Origin of the sequence: Haloarcula sp. CBA1129, from assembly GCF_008729015.1 — an archaeon.
In the GTDB taxonomy this organism is placed as follows: domain Archaea; phylum Halobacteriota; class Halobacteria; order Halobacteriales; family Haloarculaceae; genus Haloarcula.
In genome coordinates, this window is sequence record NZ_RKSM01000001.1 from 2,922,137 (window position 1) to 2,944,462 (window position 22,326).

General features: G+C 62.6%; 20 protein-coding genes. 9 read left to right on the forward strand and 11 right to left on the reverse strand.

Going from position 1 to position 22,326, the window contains the following annotated elements:
• Positions 1-194: 194 nt before the first annotated feature.
• Together Har1129_RS14800 and Har1129_RS14805 are read right to left on the reverse strand one after the other, a co-directional pair.
• Positions 195-1,493, reverse strand: a complete 1,299-nt coding sequence (locus Har1129_RS14800; RefSeq protein WP_008307183.1) for an O-acetylhomoserine aminocarboxypropyltransferase/cysteine synthase family protein — start codon at positions 1,491-1,493, stop codon at positions 195-197.
• A 383-nt stretch (positions 1,494-1,876) separates the two neighbouring features.
• Positions 1,877-3,445 carry a DNA-directed DNA polymerase II small subunit gene (locus Har1129_RS14805; RefSeq protein WP_151101353.1) on the reverse strand — a complete coding sequence of 523 codons (1,569 nt, stop codon included), beginning with the start codon at positions 3,443-3,445 and terminating at the stop codon, positions 1,877-1,879.
• Positions 3,446-3,533: 88 nt separating this feature from the next.
• Here Har1129_RS14805 and Har1129_RS14810 point away from each other — a divergent pair, with 88 nt between their 5' ends.
• Together Har1129_RS14810 and Har1129_RS14815 are read left to right on the forward strand one after the other, a co-directional pair.
• Positions 3,534-4,244, forward strand: coding sequence for a S26 family signal peptidase (locus tag Har1129_RS14810; RefSeq protein WP_151101354.1), 711 nt, complete (start codon positions 3,534-3,536; stop codon positions 4,242-4,244).
• Between the two features lie 128 nt (positions 4,245-4,372).
• Positions 4,373-5,008: a S26 family signal peptidase gene (locus Har1129_RS14815; RefSeq protein ID WP_151102166.1), complete on the forward strand. Its 636-nt coding sequence runs from the start codon at positions 4,373-4,375 to the stop codon at positions 5,006-5,008.
• A 64-nt stretch (positions 5,009-5,072) separates the two neighbouring features.
• Here the strand turns inward: Har1129_RS14815 and Har1129_RS14820 are convergent, their stop codons facing one another.
• Complete coding sequence (locus Har1129_RS14820; protein WP_151101355.1) at positions 5,073-6,647, reverse strand: Cdc6/Cdc18 family protein; 1,575 nt, start codon at positions 6,645-6,647, stop codon at positions 5,073-5,075.
• 941 nt (positions 6,648-7,588) lie between these two features.
• On the opposite strand from Har1129_RS14820, the gene Har1129_RS14825 reads away from it, so the two are divergent.
• The 4 genes from Har1129_RS14825 (at position 7,589) to Har1129_RS21225 (ending at position 9,551) form a co-directional block, all read left to right on the forward strand.
• Positions 7,589-8,230, forward strand: a complete 642-nt coding sequence (locus Har1129_RS14825; RefSeq protein WP_004590329.1) for an Era-like GTP-binding protein — start codon at positions 7,589-7,591, stop codon at positions 8,228-8,230.
• 4 nt (positions 8,231-8,234) lie between these two features.
• A complete protein-coding gene (locus Har1129_RS14830; RefSeq protein ID WP_004517591.1) occupies positions 8,235-8,618 on the forward strand; it encodes a DUF2073 domain-containing protein in 384 nt (127 codons plus the stop codon).
• Positions 8,618-9,304, forward strand: a complete 687-nt coding sequence (locus Har1129_RS14835) for a Zn-ribbon containing protein (RefSeq protein WP_151101356.1) — start codon at positions 8,618-8,620, stop codon at positions 9,302-9,304. The genes Har1129_RS14830 and Har1129_RS14835 overlap by 1 nt, the downstream gene beginning before the upstream one ends.
• 121 nt (positions 9,305-9,425) lie before the next feature.
• Complete coding sequence (locus Har1129_RS21225; protein ID WP_255359479.1) at positions 9,426-9,551, forward strand: hypothetical protein; 126 nt, start codon at positions 9,426-9,428, stop codon at positions 9,549-9,551.
• Between the two features lie 117 nt (positions 9,552-9,668).
• Here Har1129_RS21225 and mdh read toward each other — a convergent pair whose 3' ends face one another.
• Positions 9,669-10,583, reverse strand: a complete 915-nt coding sequence (mdh, locus tag Har1129_RS14840; protein WP_005536799.1) for a malate dehydrogenase — start codon at positions 10,581-10,583, stop codon at positions 9,669-9,671.
• A 127-nt stretch (positions 10,584-10,710) separates the two neighbouring features.
• Here mdh and Har1129_RS14845 point away from each other — a divergent pair, with 127 nt between their 5' ends.
• Positions 10,711-11,517, forward strand: coding sequence for an Sjogren's syndrome/scleroderma autoantigen 1 family protein (locus tag Har1129_RS14845; protein WP_151101357.1), 807 nt, complete (start codon positions 10,711-10,713; stop codon positions 11,515-11,517).
• Between the two features lie 8 nt (positions 11,518-11,525).
• Here Har1129_RS14845 and Har1129_RS14850 read toward each other — a convergent pair whose 3' ends face one another.
• The 4 genes from Har1129_RS14850 to Har1129_RS14865 all read right to left on the reverse strand — a co-directional run bounded on the left by Har1129_RS14850 (position 11,526) and on the right by Har1129_RS14865 (position 17,335).
• Positions 11,526-14,048 carry a DEAD/DEAH box helicase gene (locus Har1129_RS14850; protein WP_151101358.1) on the reverse strand — a complete coding sequence of 841 codons (2,523 nt, stop codon included), beginning with the start codon at positions 14,046-14,048 and terminating at the stop codon, positions 11,526-11,528.
• Positions 14,049-14,114: 66 nt separating this feature from the next.
• Positions 14,115-14,705 carry a dolichol kinase gene (locus tag Har1129_RS14855; protein WP_151101359.1) on the reverse strand — a complete coding sequence of 197 codons (591 nt, stop codon included), beginning with the start codon at positions 14,703-14,705 and terminating at the stop codon, positions 14,115-14,117.
• Positions 14,706-16,493 (reverse strand): glycine--tRNA ligase, encoded by a 1,788-nt coding sequence (glyS, locus tag Har1129_RS14860; RefSeq protein WP_151101360.1) that lies wholly within the window; start codon positions 16,491-16,493, stop codon positions 14,706-14,708.
• Positions 16,490-17,335 (reverse strand): CBS domain-containing protein, encoded by an 846-nt coding sequence (locus Har1129_RS14865; protein WP_151101361.1) that lies wholly within the window; start codon positions 17,333-17,335, stop codon positions 16,490-16,492. Before Har1129_RS14865 ends, glyS begins: the two co-directional genes overlap by 4 nt.
• 373 nt (positions 17,336-17,708) lie before the next feature.
• Here Har1129_RS14865 and Har1129_RS20700 point away from each other — a divergent pair, with 373 nt between their 5' ends.
• Both Har1129_RS20700 and serA read left to right on the forward strand, forming a co-directional pair.
• Positions 17,709-17,876, forward strand: coding sequence for a hypothetical protein (locus Har1129_RS20700; protein ID WP_191906183.1), 168 nt, complete (start codon positions 17,709-17,711; stop codon positions 17,874-17,876).
• 147 nt (positions 17,877-18,023) lie between these two features.
• Entirely contained in the window at positions 18,024-19,610 is a 1,587-nt protein-coding gene (gene serA / locus Har1129_RS14870; RefSeq protein ID WP_151101362.1) for a phosphoglycerate dehydrogenase, read from the forward strand.
• Positions 19,611-19,643: 33 nt separating this feature from the next.
• Here serA and Har1129_RS14875 read toward each other — a convergent pair whose 3' ends face one another.
• Genes Har1129_RS14875 through Har1129_RS14885 form a run of 3 tightly spaced genes read right to left on the reverse strand, consistent with a single transcriptional unit; the run spans position 19,644 to position 22,203 of the window.
• Positions 19,644-19,859: a hypothetical protein gene (locus Har1129_RS14875; protein ID WP_151101363.1), complete on the reverse strand. Its 216-nt coding sequence runs from the start codon at positions 19,857-19,859 to the stop codon at positions 19,644-19,646.
• A 57-nt stretch (positions 19,860-19,916) separates the two neighbouring features.
• A complete protein-coding gene (locus Har1129_RS20990) occupies positions 19,917-20,144 on the reverse strand; it encodes a PAS domain-containing protein (RefSeq protein ID WP_225307825.1) in 228 nt (75 codons plus the stop codon).
• Positions 20,137-22,203, reverse strand: coding sequence for a PAS domain S-box protein (locus Har1129_RS14885; RefSeq protein WP_151101364.1), 2,067 nt, complete (start codon positions 22,201-22,203; stop codon positions 20,137-20,139). The genes Har1129_RS20990 and Har1129_RS14885 overlap by 8 nt, the downstream gene beginning before the upstream one ends.
• Positions 22,204-22,326 lie beyond the last annotated feature (123 nt).

Consider the following 22,326-nt stretch of genomic DNA (forward strand, 5'->3'; position numbering starts at 1 on the left):
TCCCCACGGATGCGAGCATTCGTTGTCGGACCAATGACAGAGTATGGTTGAGCGTGAACCGACGCGTGCTCGCTACCGGCGACGGTTCATTGAATACATAATCCTCTCCCGTAATAAACCTAATGAATGGCTGAATTGTTGCAGAGTGTTGGTACGATCGTCCAGATATACCTCAGAGAATACCGTATCTTTGGTTAGTTCGTTGCCTGACCGATAGCTTGGTCGAGGTCGGCTTTGATATCTTCGACGGACTCGGTGCCGACGGAGAGTCGGACCATGTCGTCGGTGACGCCGGCAGCGGCCTTTTCCTCGTCGGTGAGTTGTTGGTGGGTGGTCGAGGCCGGGTGGATAATGAGCGTCTTTGCGTCGCCGACGTTGGCAAGCAGTGAGGCGATCTCTGTCGATTCGACAGTCGTTCGGGCGGCGTCGTAGCCCGCTTCGAGGCCGAACGTTATCATGCCGCCGTAGCCGCCGTCGAGGTACTCGCTAGCGGTGTCGTGGGTCTCGTGGTCTTCGAGGCCGGGATAGGTGACCCACGAGACCTCGGGATGGTCGGCGAGGAACTCGGCGACGCCCATTGCGTTGTCACAGTGACGGTCCATCCGCGCGGGCAGCGTCTCCAGACCCTGCATCGTCTGCCACGCGTCGAAGGGCGACTGCTGGCAGCCCAGATCACGGAGGCCACGGGCGATGGCGGCGTAGGTGAAGGCTGCGTCCTCGAATCGCTCCCGGAAGTTGACGCCGTGGTACGCGGGGTTGTCGCCGGCGATTTCCGGGTACTTGTCGGCGTGTTCCTCCCACGGGAAGGAGCCACCGTCGACGAGAACGCCGCCGACGGTGGTGCCGTGGCCGTGAATCCACTTCGTCGTCGAGTTCCAGACGAGGTCAGCCCCGTGTTCAATCGGGTTACAGAGGTACGGTGTCGCGAAGGTGTTGTCGACAAAGAAGGGGACACCGTGGTCGTGTGCGATCTCGGCCAACCGTTCGAAGTCGGGCGTCACAAGCGACGGGTTGCCGATGGTCTCACAGTGGACGTAGGCCGTGTTTTCGTCGATAGCCTCGGCGTAGGCGTCGTAGTCGAGTGTGTCGACGAAGCGGGTTTCAACGCCGTTTCGCGGCGCGGTGTGGGTGTAGTAGGTGTAGGTCCCGCCGTACAGCGACGACGCCGTGACGACGTTGTCGCCCACGTCGGCAAGCAGGAACGTCGCCAGGTTCAGCGACGCCATCCCGGAGGCCGTGGCGACCGCGCCGACGCCGCCCTCCAGCGCCGCCAGCCGTTCCTGCAACATCCCGACGGTGGGGTTCATCAGCCGCGAGTAGATGTGACCCGGCTTCTCCAGTGCGAACTGCTTTGCGGCGTCTTCAGCGTCCTCGAAGACGTAGGAGGTGGTCTGGTACAGCGGCGGCGCGCGCGAGCGGGTCTCGGCGTCCGGCTCTTCCTGCCCAACGTGCAAGGCGTCGGTCTCGAATCCGTGGTCTTGGTCGTCACTCATACACTTCACTTTCACCTGACGGGCCTTAATTTCGACTGCACCGGTCAGGCCCGCCACTGCTACGAGATAGCGGTGATTCTTCGCGCCGTTTCCAAACCGATTCGGGGCTGGAAGGCCCTCAGAGTCGTTATCGTACTTCTGAAAGGACACGTAGGCGAGTATTCGGGCCGGGAGCAAGTGGTGCGACGACTGTCGCACCCGAAGCGACCCGGGGAAGGGCAGGCCCGCCGGCGTGAATGGGTAGTAGCATACCGCTCGCCGGCGGCGAGCGGTTTCACCGGTCGCGAACCCAGTGAGCGACCGGCATTTTTCGCCCACGTTTTTCGAGGAGCCTTCCCGCAGCGAGCCAAGCGAGCGAGGAAAGGCGACGCTGAAAAAGGTGGTTAGGTAAACTTCCGAACCGTCATCTCCAGTGTATCCAGATCCAGAATCGGCGCGAAACCGGCGTCGGGGTCGATGTTGACGCTCTTCTGGAACTCGGTCTGGGCCTGCCAGCACCCGGAGTTCAGTGCAACGACGTTGTGATACTCGCCCCAGCCGAGCTTGTGGACGTGGCCGGTGTGGAACACGTCGGGGACCTCCTCCATCACGAGATAGTCGCGGTCCTCGGGAGCGAGTCGGGTGTGGCCGCCGTACTGTGGCGCGACGTGGCGCTTCTTCAGGAGCTGGTACATCGCCTTGTGTGGTTCCTCGTAGCTCGCTTCCTCGTCGGGGAGTTCGGCGATGACCTCGTCCAGTGAGACGCCGTGATACATCAGGACTGTGACACCCTCGACGGTGACCAGCGAGGGATTGGAGTGGACCTGTGCATCGTGGGCAGTCATGATGTCCCGGAGTTCCTCGTCGAACCCGGGCTGGGGCTCGGCCAGCCGAACGGCGTCGTGGTTTCCCGGAATCATCCGGATCTCCATGTCTCCCGGCACCTCTTTGAGATACTCCGAGAACGCGCGGTACTGGTCGTAGATATCGATGATATCCAGTTCCTTGTCCTGCTCGGGGTAAATTCCGACGCCCTCGACCATATCGCCGGCGATGAGCAGGTACTCGACGCTCTCGGCTTCGGGCGTGTGGAGCCAGTCGGTAAACCGGTGCCAAGCGTCTTCCATGAACTCCTGACTACCCACGTGGACATCGGAGATGAGCGCCGCCTGCACGTGGCGGTCAGCAGTCGATGGGCTGTGGGTCCGCGGGACATCCGGGAAGTACAGCGAGTCCACGAACAGGATGCCGGCGTCGTCGGCCAGCGTTCCCTCAACAGCAATGATCTCGTCCATGAGCAACTGCTGGACCAGATCGGCGATGGGCCGGTCTTTCATCACGAGACAGGGGAACGTGCCGTTCGTGTCTTCGAGCTCGACCAGCCAGTGCCCGCTGGCAGTCGAACGGATATCCGAGACCATGCCGATAAGCGCAGCGTCGCTGCCACCGCCCATGTTCTCGATGGCGTCGGTCGGCCGGTGGTTCACTCTGCCGCGCAGTTTGCCCGCCAGTTTCTCATAGCGGTCGCGAAACACCGCAACGAAGTCCGAGTACTCGCCGGTCCCGGTGGACTGCCCGGTCATGTCGTTTGCGACCTCGATAGCTCGGAGGGATGTGTCCACGTCCCGTGACCCCCCCGTTTCAGGTGGAGCTGACACCTCCGAGTCAGTCGATGTGACTGCACTCGTTCCAGTTGAAGCGGAGGGGTGTGATTGGGGTGGAGTGCCGATAGCTTCGTTTCCGGAGTCCGGTTCGGTATTCGGCGAGCTCTCGGTTGCTTCTATCGCTTCAATCACAGATTCGACGTGATCGGTTGTCAGCTTCAGCGCTTCATCGGGGAGGGTTTCGAGTGCGCGTTCCAGCGTCGCCGATGGATCCGGCGTATCAGCGATCCGAGTCACTGCCTCGCGCTCGGCGTTGTAGCCGCGGCTTGCGAGTTCGCTGACGATTCGTGCCGGCGTCTCCAGAGGCACGTTCCACACTCAGTGTCTGCGGGCAAAAGGATAGCGAACCGACAGCCGTCACAAGATTGATACGCCGCTGTCGGCAATCCGAGATAGAATGGGTCGGGACGAATCCACCAGCAGCACGCCTCCAGACAGGACAGAGGAGTCTGTGGAGGCCGGCCCTGCGTTTCGTTTCGGGCTGTACGTCCGTGATATCGCCACGAGCGTCGGGGCGGTTTTGCTTGTCGGCGCGTTCCTGTTTGCCGTCAGTGGGGTGTGGCCCCCACTCGTCGCCATCGAGAGCGGGAGCATGGAGCCACATATCGACACCGGCGATATGGTGTTCGTCATGGACGCGGAGCGCTTCTCGGGACAGGAGACCCGTCACGGCGTTGTAACGGCAGCGGCCGGGGCAGAAACCGGGTATCGGACCTTTCAGCAGTCCGGGGACGTCATCGTCTTCGAACCCAACGGTAACGAGCAGCGAACGCCGATCATCCACCGGTCGATGCTGTGGGTCGATGCCGGCGAGAACTGGTACGGCCGCGCGAATCAGACGTACATCGGGAGCGCGGACAGTTGCGACGAACTTCGGAACTGTCCGGCACCGCATGCTGGGTTCATCACGAAGGGGGACAACAAAGTGACCAACACTAGATACGATCAGGTCACTGGAGCAAGTACCGTTGTCCGCCCGGAGTGGGTCATTGGAACCGGGACCTTTCGAATCCCACGTCTCGGATACGTTCGCGTCCAGCCGGCACAGCTATCGCACACAGCAGTATCGGTGCTGGCTGCAGAAACTTCAGTACCGGCGGCGAGCTGACCAAACCGGAAGATAGCGTTCGGTCCAACAACAGAAAGTTGATTGGTCGCCTCCGAGTATTCGTGGTACGAATGGCCGGGCCAGACCGTCGGTCGTCGGATGGAGACGAAACCGAGGGACCGGAAGGGATGATGTACGTGACCGATATCGTCAGTAGCGCCGGCTCAGTCCTACTTGTCGGGGTGTTGCTGTTCGCCGTCAGTGGTGTGTGGCCCCCACTTGTCGCTATCGAAAGCCCCAGCATGGACCCTCATATCAAGGAAGGTGACCTCGTGTTCGTGATGGAAGAAGAGCGGTTCTCCGGACCGGGCGACCACGATGGCGTCGTCACCGCAGCAAACGACGACAGCTATCGGAAGTTCCAGCGTCCGGGCGACGTTATCGTATACGAACCCGACGGCAACAGTCGACAAACCCCAATCATCCACCGAGCGATGCTGTGGGTTGCGGAGGGCGAGAACTGGTACGACCGAGCGAACAAGGACTACATCGGTAGTGCGGACAGCTGTGATGATCTCAGTTCCTGTCCGGCCGACCACGCCGGCTTCATCACCAAGGGCGACAACAACGGCCGGTACGATCAGGTTGGCTCCAACCCCATCAGCGAACCGGTCAAACCCGGCTGGGTCGTCGGCACCGCGGAAGTACGAGTCCCACTGCTGGGGCAGGTTCGACTCCAGTGGAATCAGGCCGGAGCGGCGGAGCCGGTGGCGACCACGAACGGAACGGGGTCGACAGCCGTGAACACGACGGCGACCGGATAGGTCGTTGGGAGGACTGTTTCACCTGCAGCGGCAGATACCATCCGCCGTCGACACAGTTCGCGGCTCAGTTGTCGAACCGGGCCTGAACGAACGGCTGGACGTCGTCGATATCGCCGAGTCGCGAATCCGACAGGAGTACCGCCTCCGTCTCTTCGGTTGGAACCGACAGCGAGATCTCTTTGGTCCGGCCATAGCGTCCCTTCGAGACGACGACGGCGTTGACGATGCCGAGCATATCCAGTTCCGAGATGAGGTCGGTGACGCGGCGCTGTGTCAGGATGTCGGCGTCGATCTCCTCACAGAGGTTCTTGTAGATGTTGAACACCTCGCCGGTGTTGATGTTGTGGACCCCGTTTTTCTCCAGCAGGATGATGGCAAAGAGGACGATCTTCGACTGCGTGGGGAGTGTCCGGACGACCTCCACGACGCGGTCGAGTTCGATCTTCTCTTGGGCCTGCCGGACGTGGTCTTCGAGGACGTTGTCCGTCTGGTCGCGTTCGGCGAGTTCGCCGGCCGTCCGGAGGAGATCAAGCGCGCGACGGGCGTCCCCGTGTTCCTGTGCGGCGAAGGCCGCACACAGCGGAATGACATCCTCGGTGAGCGCGTCGCCTTTGAACGCCACGTCCGAGCGTGCCTGCAAGATGTCCCGGAGCTGGTTCGCGTCGTAGGGCGGGAAGACGATCTCCTCCTCGCCGAGGCTGGATTTGACCCGCGGGTCGAGGAAGTCAGTGAACTTCAGGTCGTTCGAGATACCCATAATCGAGACGCGGGAGTTCTCCAGTTCGGAGTTCATCCGGGAGAGGTTGTACAGGGTGTCGTCGCCGCTTTTCTCGACGAGCTTGTCGATTTCGTCGAGCATGATGACGACCACGCGCTCGTGGTAGTCGACGGCGTCGAAAAAGGAGCTGTAGACCCGGTCTGTCGGCCACCCCGTCATCGGGACTTCCTCGAACTCGGACTTGTCGGCTTCCAGCGATTCGATTTCGGTTTCGATGTCGTCGATGGAGTCAAACGCCGTCTCTTCGAGTGCAGCCGTGTTCTCGCGTGCCCGTGACTGAAGATCTTCGAGTTCAGCGACGCGGTCGTCGATGAGCTGAGCGTTCTTGTCGATGAATTTGTTCGCCAACTGAGCCAGTACTCGATACTGGGTATCAGTCACCTCGCAATTGATGTATTCGACCTCGCAAGGGACCTCGTATTTCTGTGAGGTCGTTTCGAGTTCCTCGCTGACGAACTTCGCCGACGCGGTCTTGCCCGTTCCGGTCTTGCCGTAGATGAGGATGTTCGACGGCGTGTCACCGCGCAACGCGGTAACGAGGATAGTCGCCATGTTGTTGATCTGCTCTTCGCGGTGGGGGAGTTTGTGCGGCGTGTACGAGGGACGAAGCACCTCTTTGTTCTCGAATATCGGCTCCCCTTCGAGGAGATCGTCGAACAGGCCACGGGACGCCTCGTCGGAGGGATCGTCAGACCCCGCATCGAGATTGTCGAGAATAACGTCGTCGAGATCGGACGGCCCGGTCGATGTCCCGGACTCCGTTTTGACGTCGAGTTGCCCGTCGGACCCGTCAGCGTCGTTCGACGTCTCTGTTGTCGACGAATCGGGTTCCGGGGGCGAGTTGTCGCTTTCGTCAGTCATAGTCGAGGGGATCCCCTTCGTTTCGTGTGGAGAGAGTTGGAGACACCGGAACAGAGGGAGCGAGGAGTGCGTCAGTACCGTCGTTAGTGAGCATCAGCGCTCTCCGGTGTGTCCAGTTGAACCACATGAACCGTACCGTGAGTCGATATTAAATATTTCGGTACACCACCTATGAAAGATATATGTTGGTACATTGATTGTTTCTATCGGGTGCGTATCGTTGTGGTAAAGAGAACTGTAGCTTCAGCCTCGTCGAGGCAAGTCGGATACGATACAGCAGGAGACTGACTGGAGGGAAAGGGAGGCGTGGTGCGGTTCCGGGCGCTGCTACGCTATGTGAATATAGGTGAGGATACCACAAGGAGGGACGGAGCCGGCAGGGCAGATCGACCGCACCGGGCAACCCCCCCCCCACCCCTTCGTTTCCGGTGGAACTGGAAACAGGCCCGGGGGTGGGGGGAGGGGATGCAGATGCTATCTTCTAGTAAGAGGAAAGATTTAATACAGTATCTCATAAACCAAAGCCGCACTAGATAAAACAAATAACTAGAAGGGGTCTGTAGTCGTTTTCTAGTGTCTAGGCGGCTCTAGCTAGTGTAATCACAGTTCGCGGTAATCTGAACAGTTGGTCCGCTCCCGATTCGACCGACAATTTCCCCACCCCTCCCCACGGGGATGAACGGTTCCAGTTGAAACGAAGGGGTGGGGGGCTAGGCTCGTCGCCGACAATCCGAGTCGGTGGGCCGAGAGATCGGGTTCCACCTGAACAACTCCCGCCAGCTGTACTCATCCCAGCGTTCACACGTTCGTCCGCGCTATTCGATGCTCTTCTATCTCATATCAATAATAATACTGATGTCTGACGTAGGCTTAAGTGAATTCGCCTATCTTTTACGGGCAGAGCCGCCATACCGGACGACTCCGGGCGGCGGGAGGATAGGATGGGATTGTTAACAAACCTCAAAGATAGCATCTCACGCGCGGCATCGACGCTGTTCTCGGAAGAAGATCCGAAGCGTATCGGGATCTACGGCCCGCCAAACGCCGGCAAGACCACGTTGGCGAACCGTATCGCACGGGACTGGACTGGCGACGCCGTCGGCCCGGAGAGTCACGTTCCCCACGAGACTCGACGCGCCCGCCGTAAGGAGAACGTCGAGATCGAACGCGACGGGAAGAAAGTGACAATCGATATCGTCGACACGCCGGGCGTGACGACGAAGGTCGACTACACCGAGTTCCTCGAACACGACATGGAGAAAGACGACGCTGTCCGTCGCTCGCGGGAAGCGACGGAGGGTGTCGCCGAAGCGATGCACTGGCTTCGGGAGGATGTCGACGGCGTCATCTACGTGCTGGACTCCGCGACCGATCCGTTCACACAGGTCAACACCATGCTCATCGGCATCATCGAGAGCCAAGACCTACCGGTGTTGATTCTGGCAAACAAGATCGACCTCGAAGAGTCTTCCGTCCAGCGCATCCGAAACGCCTACCCACAGCACGAGACAATTCCGCTGTCGGCGCTTGAGGGAGATAACATGGACGAGGTCTACGACAAAATCGCGGAGTACTTCGGGTGATATAATGGCAGAAGTCAAAGATCCAGACGACGGCGTCCAAATCGACCTCATCAGCGGCGAACGCATGGCCGGGCTGGCCTCGATGGAGAAGATCCGAATGATTCTCGACGGGGTCCGTGACGGCAACATCGTCATCCTCGAAGAGGGACTCTCCCCTGACGAGGAGTCCCGCCTGATCGAAGTCACGATGACGGAGATCAGCCCCGACGAGTTCAACGGCATCGAGATCGAGACCTACCCCAAGTCTGAGGCCGCCGATGCCAGCATCCTCGACCGACTGATGGGCAAACAGTCGACCCAGAAGCTGACAGTCATCGGGCCGGCGAACCAGATAGAGACGCTCCACAAGGACGAAACGCTCATCAGCGCCCTCGTCTCCCGGAAATAATGCCCCACCAGTGTACGGACTGTGGCCGTGGCTTCGACGACGGGTCGAAGGAGATGCTCTCGGGCTGTCCCAACTGCGGCGGGAACAAGTTCCAGTATCAGCCCGAGGGGGCCGACATCTCCGAGACGCCGGACGCGGAGCCGCCGGAACCACCGGGATCCGACAGCACTGTCGCCCGGACCGTCGGCAAGACCGCCGCATCGGTACGTGACTTCGTCAGTGGCTCCGCCGCGGACGGGGACCACTCCGCTGAGCAGTCGCGCCTCGACGCCGACCGGTCGGCCGATTCACGGCCGAGTGACCCATCCCACACTCCTGACTCGCCGTCGACCGAACCCGACCGCACGTCTGTGTCTGAAGATTCGGCACAGGCTAGTGCTCGCGGCGATATCGTCGAGCCGGATGAACTCCCATCCGATGCCCCGTCGGCGTCTGACTCTGAGCACCAGTTCTGCCCTGTCGGCGCGGATCCCGACCCACCAGCGGAACCGGAGCAAGAGGACCGCCCTGACTTGGAAGAACTGCGCGCGGAACTCAACGACCAGTTCGAGTCGATCAAGGTGCTGGAACCCGGCCAATACGAGCTGAACCTGATGGAACTGTACGACCGCGAGGAGTATATCATCGCGTTGCAGGAAGACGGACACTACTCTATTCAGGTCCCGGAAACTATCCGCTCCGACTGACTGCCACGCTTTTCCTGATTCGCCAATCCCGGATTACCCCGTAGAACCGCTGCACACACCATTATGTCTCAATGCGGGCACAACCATTATATAATATGCCGTGGATGCTTCGGATAACGCCATGAGCCACCGAGAACTCTCGACATCGGATTCACACCTCGAAGAGTGGGCGTCACTCCTCGGTGCTGATATCGACGACGACGGACGCGACAGCGATTTGCTTGACGATCAGGACGAACCCGCATAACGGTCACAGTTCGTCAGTGAACGCCACTCGCAGTCGTAGCTACGTCTCTCACACCGCTAGTGAGGCGAAAAAATAGCTCGGGACGACCGCCGTCCCAAAACTCGGTGGTTGTGACCGTTACGAGATTTTGTCGTACTGGTCGGAGAGCTTCTCGGCGGCGTCGGCCATCAGGTCCTGCTCGTAGTCGTCGAGGTCCCACTCGACGATCTCTTCGACGCCGTTACTGCCGAGGCGGACCGGGACACCGAAAGCGGTGTCCTCGTGCCCGAACTCGCCCTCTAGCTTGACCGAGGCCGGCAGCACCTCGCCGGTGTCGTGGAGGATGGCTTCGACCATGTGCGCGACACCGCGGGCTGGCCCCCACTCGGTCGCGCCCTTGCGCTCGATGACGTCCATCGCGGACTCCTGCAGGTCGCCCAGCAGCTGTTCCTTCTCGTCGTCGCTGAACTCGGGGTCGGTCCCGTCGACGCGGACCTTCGAGAACACGGGGACCTGTGCGTCGCCGTGCTCCCCGAGAATCGTCCCTTCGACGTTCTGGACCGGCGCGTCGAACTCCTCGCTCAGCACGTAGCGGAACCGCGCGGAGTCCAGACGGCCGCCGAAGCCGATGACCTGCTCGCGCGAACGATCGCCGGCCTCGTAGAGGTGGCGGTTGAGCAAGTCGACGGGGTTCGAGGTGGTCAGTGAGATGTAGTCGTCGTTGTGCTCGTCCAGTGAGGACTGGATGTCCTCCATGATGGGCGCGTTGTCGCCCGCGAGGTCGATGCGTGTCTGGCCCGGCTGGCGCGGAATCCCGGCCGTGATGACCACGACATCCGAGCCGGCGGTGTCCTCGTAGCCGCCCTGCCGGACGCGCGTGTTCGAATCGTAGGCGATGCCGTGGTTCGTGTCGGCAGCCTGCCCGACCGTGTCGTCTTCCTTGTCCGGGATGTCCACGAAGACGACTTCATCAGCGATGTCACGGAGCGCGATGTTGTACCCTGCGGCTGCGCCGACCGTACCGGCTGCGCCGACTACGCTTACCTTTGTCATACCATTCACAACGGCTCGGGCGCGAACGTTAAACGTGTCGAAACCCCGATTCCGCCGGGTATCGTTCAGACAGTATCGACATCTCGCACCCGTAAACTGTTTTCAGCCCCGTGGCGTTGTGACACGTATGAGCGACTTCGACAAGGAAGCCGAACGCGAGAAACTCCGCGAGAAGTTCGAGAAAGAGGAGGATAACCGGGCGGCGACCGAACAGATGAGCGAACTCCTGTTGAAGGGGGCGACGATGACGAACGCCCACTGCAGCGAGTGTGGCGACCCCATCTTCCGCTACGATGGTCAGGAGTTCTGTCCGACCTGTCAGAAGCCGGTCGCTCGCGACACGCAGGAAAACGGGGCGGATACGTCGGATGCTGACGGGCAGGAGGGGCAGGCCGACGACGGTGACCAGATCGAAGTCGCCGACCCCAGCGACGAGGCCCGCGTCCAGTTCGGCGACGACAGCAACGAGCCGGAGCGGACTGCGGCCGAATCCGGAGCGACGGGCGGGCAGACTGCACCGGACGCACCTCCCGCCGCACCTCAGGGAACATCCCGTTCGGACCCATCGGCGAACACGCCGCCAACTCCACCCGAAGCGGGGGACGACAGGACCACACAGCCCCGGCGCAATCCCGCGGCACCCTCTCAGGACGCTCGACCCGGCGCTCCGACACCCGCTGAGCGGACCACTGAATCCGAGCCGCAGTCTGGGACCGGTTCACAGGACCCCCCCGTTTCCGCTCGACAGCCCTCGTCACCCGAAGGCGAGACCGGTGACGTTGCGGCAAATCTGGACGCGGCGTCCGCACTACTGGCCGAGACGGTTCACCGCTTCGCCGAGCGCGCCGCGGCGACCGAGAACCCACGCGAGGCTCGCGAACATCTTCAGGCAGCCCGAGAAGCGGCGGAAGCGTTGGACGCGGCGCGGTTCTGAACAGAACGCTATGGATCGTAGTCACTGGCGATGACTTCCCGAATCCGGTCGGCGGTCACGTCGCCGATGCCGGACACGTCCAGTAGGTCCTCTTTGTCGGCGGTCATCACCGCCTCGACGCTGCCGAAGGCTTCGAGCAGCGTGCGCGCGGTCACCGGCCCGACTTCGGCGATTGAGGCGACAACGTACTCCTGTTGTTCGGGGAGCGTCTTGGACTGTTTTTCGCCGTGGACGCTCACCTCGCGGTCGACCACCTCCTGTTCCCGCCCGGCGATGACCTCAAGCAGGTCGGCGGTCTCGTCTTCGTCGCTGGTCCGGAGGACGCTCGCGCCGAAATCGACCGCCAGTGACGCGAGCGCGCCCTGAATCGCCTTGTGGTGGACGTTGCGCGCGCCGAAGAGGTCTTCGCCCTCGATGACGACGACGGGCCGACCGTAGTGGCGGGTGGCGTCGCCGACCTGTTCGAACATCGACCGGTCGCCACCGGTCAGCGTGTCCATGAAGTCCGCGACGGTCTTGCGCTCGACGACGACACGGTCCGAGAGGACGTAGTCCCCGACGGCCAGCGTTTCGAGTCGGGTCTCGATGCCGTCCCGCGTCGAGAGGTCCCGGGCGATGTTCGAGTCGAGTTCCCGCTGGTCGGCGACGATTTCGACGGGGTCGTCCTCGGTATCGCGTCCGGCGCTGGCGACCGCTCCCTCGTCGTCCGTCGCGGCGCTCTCTCCGCCTGCCTTCAGTTCGTCGGCGTCGGCCGATGCTGACGGGTCTTCCGCAAAGGCGTCCAGTCCGGCCTGACCGTCGCCGCTGTCGTTCTCAGCGGTTGATTTGTTAGCTTTGCTACCCCTCCCGTTTCCAGTGGAACCGCCGTTCCGTGTGGCGGTTTCCTCATCGCTGGTTCCACTCGAAGCGGTCCCCGTTTCGGTGTCGGGAACAGCCTCGTCTCCCTCATACTCGTCAAGGTCGGTCTGGTTGAGGCGAGCCTCCAGTTCGCCGGCGGCGCTTTTGAGTTCGTTCAGCTCGCGTTTCATGCGCTTCTGGTCGTTGCGGGCCTTCCAGAAGTACGCCTCGTCGCGCGTGTCCTCGGCCAGCAGGACGACGACGCGACCCTCGGCCTGTCGCCCGGTCCGCCCTTTCCGCTGGATGGCCCGAATCGCGGTCGGGACCGGCTCGTAGAACAGCACGAGGTCGACCTCGGGCACGTCCAGCCCTTCCTCGGCGACGGAGGTGGAGACGAGCACCTCGAACTCGCCGTTGCGGAACCGGTCGAGCGTCTCCTGTTGCTGGCTCTGTGTCATCCCCTCGCTACCGTCGGTGTCGCTCTGGCCGACGAACTTCTGTGTCTCGAAGTGGTCCGAGAGGAAATCCACGAGCGTCTCGGCGGTGTCGCGGGACTCGGTGAAGACGATGACCCGCTCGCCGTTCTCGATGCCCAGCGTCTCGGCGAGCAACATTCGGGTCTGGCGGAACTTCGGATGCAGGTCATCATAGCTGTCGGCCTTCCGCATCGCCTCCCGTACTTTCGGCTCGCTGACGAGGCGCTGGTCGGCCTTCGATGCGCCCGAGGAGCGGGCGGCCTCCTTCAGCCGCTCGAAGTACCGCCGCAGGGACTCGACGCTCTGGGTCTCGACGTACGTGACGGCGGTCCGGAGCTTGCGAATTTCGGCGAGGAGGCTCATCCCTTGGTACCCCTCGCTCTGGTCGTTGTTCATCAGGTCCCGCAGTTGCCCCTGAATCTGCTGAATCTCGCGCTCGGAGATATCTGCCGAGGATTTGTTCGTGACGCCCAGTTCCTTCAACTGCGAGAGGCGGTCTTTGATGACTTCGTTGATGGCGTCACGGATTTCGACGACGATTTCAGGTAGCTCGATGCGGTTCCAGTCGACGCTGGTGTCGTGGGTGTACTCGGCCACGTCGGCGTCGTCCTCGGTCATCACCGCGACTTCAGACAGGCCGAGGTTCTCACACACTTCGAGTATCGCCTCCTCGTCGTCGCCGGGGGAGGCACTCATCCCCGTTACCAGCGGGTCCTCGGCGTCGGCGTGGTAGCGGTCGGCGATGTAGTTGTAGGCGTAGTCGCCGGTCGCTCGGTGGCACTCGTCGAAGGTGCAGTGGGTCACGTCGGCAAGTGAGATGCGGTTGCCCACGAGGTCGTTTTCGACGACTTGCGGCGTCGCGATGACGATGCGGGCGTCCTCCCACAGCGCGGCGCGGTCGTCGGGCCGGACCTCGCCGGTGAACACGACGACGTCCTCGTCGTCCAGTTCGAGCGCTTCGCGGTAGAACTCGGCGTGTTGCTGGACCAGCGGCTTCGTCGGGGCCAGCATCAGTGCTTTTCCGCCGACGGCGTCGAGCCGCTCGGCGGTCACCAGCAGCGAGACAGTCGTTTTCCCCAGCCCGGTCGGGAGACAGACGAGCGTGTGGTCGCCGCTCGCCGTCGCCGCCAGTTCGGTCTGATAGCGGCGGTTCTCCAAGAATTCGGGCGTCACCAGCGGGCGTTCGACGTACTCGCCACCGGCGTCGGTGGTCGCCATTACCCACGCGTTCGTCCCGCCGGTGGTTAAGGGTTCAGATACCGCGGTGGAAGTGGACGCGGTCGGTCAGAACGGGAAATATCGGACGCCGACCCACATCGCCAGTGCGCCCAAGACCGGAATCGAGAAGTTGTCGTCGATGACGTAGCCGGCGATGCGGGGTTTGACGCCGTCGGCGAACGTCGCCGCGGCACCGCCGAGCACGGCGGCGGCAGGAGGAACGAAAGGGGCTGCAAGCAGCGTGCAGACGCCGAACATCACCAGCAGGACCCAGACCTGCTTGACGTTGCTGGCATCGCTGGAACCCAGCAGGCCGCTGATCGGGTCGCCGATGGCGAGCATCAGCATCGCCGGGACGGCGATGTCGGTGGTCACGCCCGGGAGTCCCACGGCGAAGGCAACGATGGCGATCCCGACGATGTACAGCGCGTACCCGGCGGGGTTGTCCTGTTCGTATTCGCGGGTGAGCCGGTCGTACACCACCCAGTCCAGCCCGGTCGTGAGCCGCACGGTTTCGAGAATCAAGACGACGACCAGCGCGACAGCTAGGAACCCCTGAACGACGCGCCACGTAATCAGGTCCGGCCGGAGCAGATGCGCAAGCGGCACCGTCGCGCCGGTGACGTGGACGAGTCGACGGGATACCTCGTCGGCCATCTACAGGTCGTCGAAGGTGAGGTCGCCGCTCGCGAGGCGTTCGAGCCGGTCGGCGAGTCCGTCGATTGGGAGCCGTTTCTGCTCGGTCGTGTCCCGCTCGCGGACGGTAACTGTTCCCGCTCGCGGCTCATCGCCGCTCGCGCTGTCCGAGGCGCGTTGCGCCTCGCTGTCCTCCAAGCTCTCGTAGTCCACAGTGACACAGTAGGGCGTGCCGACCTCGTCCTGCCGACGGTAGCGCCGGCCGATGGCCCCGGAGTCGTCGTAAGTCACGGAGAGGCCGGCAGTCCGGAGGTCGGAAGCGATGTCGGTCGCGAGGTCGGCCATCCCGTCCTTGTCCATCAGCGGGAAGACGCCGACCGTGGTCGGGGCCTGCTCCGGCGGGAGGTCGAGGTAGGTCCGCTCCTCGCCGTCAACCTCGTCGGTCTCGTAGGAATGTGCGAGGACGGTGTAGATGATTCGGCCCACACCGAAAGATGGTTCCACGACGTGTGGCCGGATGTGTTCGCCGTTCTCGGTGACCTCGTCGACGCTGAAGTTCGTCTGTTCGACGGGGACGGTGTGGGACTCACCATCGACCTCGACGGTGACCTCGTCATCGTCGAAGGCGTCGGGATTCCGTTCGGCCAGCGCTTCGAGCGCGTCGGCGACCGCGCCGGCGTCGCCGCCGAACTCCGGCCCGAGATAGCTCATGTCCGGGTCGACGGTCGCGCGCTCGACGGTAATCGGCTCGTCGTACTGTTTGAACACCGTGTAGTCCTCGCCGGAGTGTTCGGCGTGTTTCGAGAGGTCGTAGTCGCCTCGGTAGGCGAAGCCGGTGATCTCTATCCAGTCGCTGTCGACCTCGCTCTCGGCGTCCCAGCAGTCGGAGGCGTAGTGGGCGCGCTCGCCAGCGAGGTGCTGGCGGTACCGGAAGCGGTCCATGTCGACGCCGATGCGTTCGTACCACTCCTTGGAGACGCCCAGATAGTAGGCGACCCACTCGCTCGTGATGACGCCTTCATCGACGGCTTCGCGGACTGTGAGGTCACGCTGACCGCCGTCCTCGGCCTGTTGGTCGGCGGCGGAGTACAGCGGCAGGACCACGTCTTCGACCTCGGCCAGCGGTGGCTCGTCTTCCTCGGGGTCGATGAAGTGCTCCAGTTCGGCTTGGGTGAACTCCCGGACGCGGACCAGCGACTTCCGCGGGGAAATCTCGTTCCGGTAGGCCTTGCCGATCTGTGCGACGCCGAAGGGAAGCTGGTTCCGGGCGTACTCCGAGAGCTGTGGGAACTCGACGAAGATGCCCTGTGCGGTCTCCGGGCGGAGATAGCCCGGCGACGACGACCCCGGCCCGATGTTGGTCTCGAACATCAGGTTGAAGTTGTCGACCGGCTGGTCTGCCAGCGACGTGTGACAGGAGGGGCACTCGATGCCGTGGTCGGCGATGAGATCCATCACCTCCTCGTTGGGGAGCGATTCGGCCTCCTCGATGTCCGTGTTGTCCTCGACAAGGTGGTCGGCGCGGTGGGTCGCGCCGCACTCGCCGCACTCGACGATCATGTCGTCGAAGCCATCGAGATGGCCCGAGGCCTCGAAGACCGGTTCGGGCATGACGTCGGGGGCGGAGATCTCCTGATGGCCTTCCTTGACGACGTAGCGGTCCCGCCACGCGTCCTCGATGTTCGATTTCAGCGCAGCGCCCTGTGGCCCGTAGGTCCAGAAACCCGCAGCACCGCCGTAGGCACTCGAAGAGGGAAAGTAGAAGCCGCGACGCTTCGCCAGCTCGGTGAGACGTTCGCCTTCGTTCATAGGCCTCGCAGCAGATCGATATCCCGGACGATGCCGGTGAGCTCGTCACCCGACAGCAGCGGGATCTGTTCGATGTCGTGCTCGATCATCAGCTGTGCCGCCTCCTCGGCGGTGCGGCGCTTGTTCACCGTCACGACGTCTCCGGTCATGAACTCGCGGACAGGCTCGACCGGGAGTTCGACGTTTCGGGTGGGCATATACCGACCGCCGACGGCCTTGATTCCCTCCCAAGCCCAGTCGTCGTCTTGGTTGGCAATGGAGTCGCCGGTGTCGTCCTCGCCCTCGACGACGCGAGCGACTGCGATGATGTCGACCTCGGTGAGCATCCCCGACATATCACCGTCATCGCCGAGTACCACGCCGTACGGGACATTGGCGTGGGAGAGTTCCCGCTCGGCGACGGTCAGCGGCGTCCCTTCGTACACGCAGTTGATGTCGCGGTTGGCGAGCTCGCCGACGATCTCGTCACCGTCGACGTCGCCGTTAGCGATAGACCGGATCACGTCGGTCACTGTGATGATGCCTTCGAGGCGACCATCGACGATGGGCAGTCGTCGCTCGCCGTCCTCGACCATCATCTGTGCGGCAGCCTCGATAGATGTGTCACCGCTGATTGTCGGGACTTCCTCGACGAGCAGGGCGAGCTGGTCCTCGTCGGGACTCTCGATGAGCGCATCGCGTGAAATAATCCCTCTGAACTCCTCGCCATCGTCGGTTTCCTTGATAACTGGGACCGACGAGAAGGCCTGCTCTTGGAGGTACTCCAGCGCGTCATCACGGGTACCGGGAATAGTGACCGTGACGACCTCCGAGCGTGGCGTCATAGCGTCTGCGACGTTCATACTGCCAGAACTTCCTTCCCGCATCTACTAAGTCCTTAACATCCGTCCGTTTTCCGCGTCCGGGTAGCATGCCGTGTGGCTGGCGGCTATCGCCGACACCCATGTAGGCGCTATCTCGGAAACCGAAGGCCCGTACCGACCCGAGAATAACTACGTCTTCTGCCATATCGATGCTCCGTATCTTTATGTGAACAGAACCACTTCCTCAGCCGCTGCCGGTTGAGATATAAGGCCCTGACTATGCTGGCCTACGAACCAGATCATACCAATCCTGACAGGACATGAACTATTGTCAGACGGTTGGCTCAGCGTCAGACCACTCCCCTCTATGGGTTTCGCTAAATTTTTATAGGGTTGTTACATATTATCATGCATGGAGTCGGATACTGTCGCTCCGGTTGAGATGGCCGCGGACGGAGACATCATGGCGTCCGTCGAAGAGGGTCCAACGGACCAGTTTATCCTCGCTGACGTGACCCGAGACGACGCCTATCTCACAGCCCCGCTCGCGGACGCCGCCTCGCTCCCGGCCTGGCGATAGGTCGCTGTCTGTTGCTCCAGTTTTTTCGAACGGTTCCACTCAGCAGGACGCCCGATCAGCGGCGCGGTTGCTCCGAACGAGTCCTCATCCGCAGTCGCTCGGACGGAGAAAACAAGCGTTATGCCGCCCCAGTAAGTTCGATTCGGTATGAAGGTACTCGTTACGGACCCTATCGCTGACGCCGGCCTCACGCGACTCCGTGAGGCGGGCCACGACGTCGAAACAGCCTACGAGGTCGAGGGCGACGCGCTTCTCGATGCGGTGGCCGACGCGAACGCGCTCATCGTTCGCTCTGGCACCGACGTCTCCGAAGAAGTGTTCGCGGCCGCACCCGACCTCATCATCGTCGGCCGGGCCGGTATCGGTGTGGACAACATCGACATTGACGCCGCGACCGACCACGGTGTCATCGTCGCCAACGCTCCCGAAGGCAACGTCCGCGCTGCCGCGGAGCACTCCGTCGCGATGGCGTTTGCCACTGCTCGCTCTATCCCGCAGGCCCACGACCGCCTGAAAAACGGCGAGTGGGCCAAAGGCGAGTTCCTCGGGACCGAAGTCAACAACAAGACGCTTGGCGTCGTCGGCTTCGGTCGTGTCGGCCAGCAGGTCGCCAAACGACTCGGTAGTCTGGGCATGGACATCGTCACCTTCGACCCCTACATCAGTCAGGAGCGTGCCGACCAGTTCGGCGCGGAACTCGTCGACGATCTCGACGACTGCCTCGCGAAGTCCGACTTCATCACGATCCACACGCCGCTGACCCCCGAGACCGAGAACATGATCGGCGAAGACGAACTCGCTCTGCTCGAAGGCGGCTACGTCGTCAACTGCGCTCGCGGCGGCATCATCGACGAGCCGGCACTTGCTGAGGCCGTCGAGGACGGCGTCCTGAAGGGCGCAGCGCTCGATGTGTTCGGCGAGGAACCGCTCCCCGAAGACAGCCCGCTACTCGACGTGGAGGACATCATCGTTACGCCCCATCTGGGCGCGTCGACGGAGGCGGCACAGGAGAACGTCGCCACGTCAACGGCCGACCAGATTATCGCCGCGGCCAACGGCCAGCCCGTCGCCAACGCCCTGAACGCCCCGTCGCTGGACGAGGCGACGTTCAAGCAGGTCGGGCCGTACCTCGACCTCGCCGACACCGCCGGCCGCATCGCTGTCCAGTTGTTCGGCGGTCACATGTCCGAAGTCGAGGTCACCTATGCGGGCGACATCGCCGAGCAGGACGTGGAGTACGTCACCGCCAGCGCGCTGAAGGGCGTGTTTGCGCCCTCGGATCTGCAGGTCAACGCCGTTAACGCCCCACAGATCGCGCAAGACCGGGGCATCGACGTGACCGAATCCAAGACTCGGACCTCCGAGGATTACCAGAGCCTCATCACTGTCACTGTCTCCGACGGCGAGGAATCCGTCTCCGTCTGTGGGACCCAGTTCGGCGGCGAGGAACCCCGTATTGTCCGCATCGACGATCACCGAATCGAGGCCGTCCCCCACGGGCATATGCTGGTCGTCCGTAACCGCGACGAACCGGGTACTATCGGCTTCATCGGTACGGTGCTTGGCGAGGCCGATATCAACATCGCCGGGATGTTCAACGGCCGCGAGACCATCGGCGGGGAAGCCCTGTCCGTGTACAACCTCGACGAACAGCCGCCACAGGACATCATCGAGCGACTCAACGGCGATAGTCGCATCATCGAAACGACCTACGTCGAACTCGGCGACGAATAACACACGGCGGACTCTTCCGAAAGCCAGTCGCGACTATTTTCCGTCGATAAGGCGCTCGTACCGGTCGACGACGGCCTGACGGTGCTCGCGTTCCCGTTCGAGCGCGGTTTCCAGTGTCGCCACCTGCGAGCGTAACAGCGCGATCTGTATCTGATAGATCGTACTGGGGGTCTGTCGGGGCGATGGTGACGGGGAACCCGACTGGTCCCCGGAGTCGAACAACGCCGCTGAATCGCGGGACGAGGCCATACCCGTGACAGGACCGCCACGGGCAAAAACACCCGTCGGACGGCCGTCACGCGCCTGTCAGTCACCTTGAGAGGTCCGGCCGCTACTGTCGCCGGAGACGGCGAACTCCGTGACGAGTGGCACCCGGAGCGTGAGCGTCGTTCGTCCGTCGACGCCAAACAACTCGACGAACGCCGGGTTCACCACCCGGATTATCGGCTCGCCGTCGACGAACTCCGCCTCTGCGACGGCGTCGTCGGTGTGTTCGAACAGCGCCTCGAAGCGCGTGGCGGCCGTCTCACTCATCCCCGTACTGGGTGGCAGCGACGAACTCGAAGCGGGCCCCACCGGTCCCGCTTTCGGTTACAGACACGTCCCAGTCGTGTGCGTGTGCGATTTCTTCGACTATTGTCAGTCCGAGCCCCGTGCCGTCGTCGCTCGTCGTGTAGCCGTTGTCGAAGATGCTGTCCCGCTCCTCTTCGGGGATACCGACTCCGTCGTCAGCGACGTAGAACCCGCCGTCGAGCGCCCCGACCCGGACGGTCGATGCTTGCCCGTGCATGACGGCGTTCCGGAACAGGTTCTCGAAGAGGTGTTTGAGACGGGTATCGTCCCCCGAGACAACGAGGCTGTCCTCCTCAACGACCAGTTCCGTTTCACAGGAGCTGACGTGGGTCCAGCAGGCACGTGCAACAGCACTAACGTCGACTGGTGACGGGTCCTCGACGCGGTTCCCCTGCCGGGTCAGCGTCAACACGCCTTCGATGACTTCTTCCATCCGTTCGTGGGCCTGACGTATCCGGTCGAGACCGGCGGGACACTCATCGAGCTGGCTCAGCGTGCCCTTGGCGATCTGGAGCGGGTTCCGGAGGTCGTGTGAGACGGTGCTCGCGAACTGTTCGAGCCGCTCGTTCTCCCGCTGTAGCTCTCGCTCCTTGCGAAGCCGTTGCAGGGCGATTTCGGCGTTGCTGGCGATTATCTGGACGAGGTTCAGGTCGGTCTCGTCGAACGCGTCCGGCTCTGTTTGGCCCACGCTGATAACGCCGTAATCGCTGACCGGGACGTACAGCCACGAGACGACCGGTTCGAGTTCCGTGCCGCCGTCGTGGTTGCGGATGTCCGTGTAGACCCGCGCCCGCTGGTCTTCGAAGGCCGCGCCGGGGAACCCCTCGCCGACCTCGTAGGTCGGTCGCTCCGACAGCAACTGCTCGGCCTTGTCGTTGACGTGAATCGGCTGGAGCTCTCCGTCCCGGTGGACACGGATCACGTTGATGCGGAACTCCAGAATCGACTCGATGGCCGTCCCGACTTCGGCGGCGACCGCCGCCGGGCTGTCCGCGCTGAGTAGGTCCCGCGTGGCCTCGTGCAGTGCCTTTATCTTCTCTTCTCGTCGCCGTTTCTCGGTGATGTCCGTGTTGATGGCGACGTAGCCGCGCGGCTCGTCGTCGCTCGGAAGCGGGGCAATCGTCTGCTCGATGACGTAGGGCTCGCCGTCGGGGCGCTCGTTGACCAGTTCACCCCGCCACACGTCGCCGGCTCCGATGGTATCCCACAGGTCCTCGTAGAAGGCCTCGTCGTGCTCGCCCGATTTGAGGACACGTGGCGTGTGGCCGATGACCTCCGATGCGGCGTACCCGGTCAGCTCCTCGAACGCCGGATTGACGTACTCGATGACGCCGTCGGAGTCCGTGAACACGACGGCGTGACCCGCGCTCTCGACCGCTTCCCGGAATTTCCACGGACTGATGTTATCAATCTTCGGACGGCCCCCGCCCGTCTGTCCGCCGTCGGCCCGCGCCGCTCGCTGTCCGTCGGCAGTCCCCCGTATCAGATTGAGGTGGGCGGAGAGGACATCGGCGTCAATCCGTTCGAGTTCACACAGCACCTCCGGTCTCGCCAGTTCGCGGAGCCGTCGGCACACGCGGTGAAACCCATGGCTCCCTTCGAGGTCGCTGCTCGACAGGGTTGCATCGAGCACGTGCGCCTTCCGCGTCAGCGACACCGCCTCACGGAGGTCGCCGTTTCCGAGCGCCGCTGCCCGGTCGATTGCCCGCCCGAGCGCCGCCCCGTCGACCGGCTTGTGGAGGTAGTCGTCACATGGGAGCGAGAGGAGTTCTGGCGTCGGCTCGGTTCCGGCCACGACGAGCACGTAGTACGACCCGCTGGCGTTCTGGACCGTCTCTTTCAGTTCTTGAAACGCCATTCCCGGGCGGCCGTGGTCGTAGACGACGATGTCCGCCCGTTTAAACGAAGGCGCGATTTCGTCCACTGTCTCGGCCAGCGCGTAGCTGTCTGCCGGATTGAGGCCCGTCTCGTACACCCGGTGGTCGACTGAATCGTCGATGACCAGCACGTCTCGGTCCATCTCTTGCCTCGCTTTCTATCAGTATTCATAATATATCTCGCCCGGATTGCAAGTAGCTGAGAACGCGGTCCGAATTTAAATGCCGTCCCGAACATGGGAGCGCCCGCTGGCATGCCCCGCGCG